Source organism: Microbacterium sp. ZXX196 (assembly GCF_009709595.1).
Taxonomy (GTDB): Bacteria; Actinomycetota; Actinomycetes; order Actinomycetales; family Microbacteriaceae; genus Microbacterium; species Microbacterium excoecariae.
In genome coordinates, this window is the sequence record NZ_WMEE01000321.1 from 1 (window position 1) to 257 (window position 257).

Annotated in this window: 1 protein-coding gene; it reads right to left on the bottom strand. The window is 30.0% G+C overall.

Annotated elements, in window-relative coordinates:
• On the bottom strand, positions 1 to 257 hold a 257-nt coding region (locus tag GJQ66_RS13205; RefSeq protein WP_196215933.1), incomplete at both ends, for a prolipoprotein diacylglyceryl transferase family protein.

Here is a 257-nt window from a genome sequence, read left to right on the forward strand (position 1 = left end):
ACCAAATCAGATAGGATAAGAATATTTCACCTCTTCTTACCTTAAATCTTCTTATTGTGATTAGAATGAAGAATCCAACTAAGTTCCAAATAGATTCATATAAAAAGGTTGGGTGATAATAAATACCATTAATGTTCATTTGATTAATAATAAAATTAGGTAAATTTAATGATTTAAGAAACGATAGCGAAACACTTCCTCCATGAGCCTCTTGATTCATAAAATTTCCCCATCGTCCAATTGCTTGACCGATGATT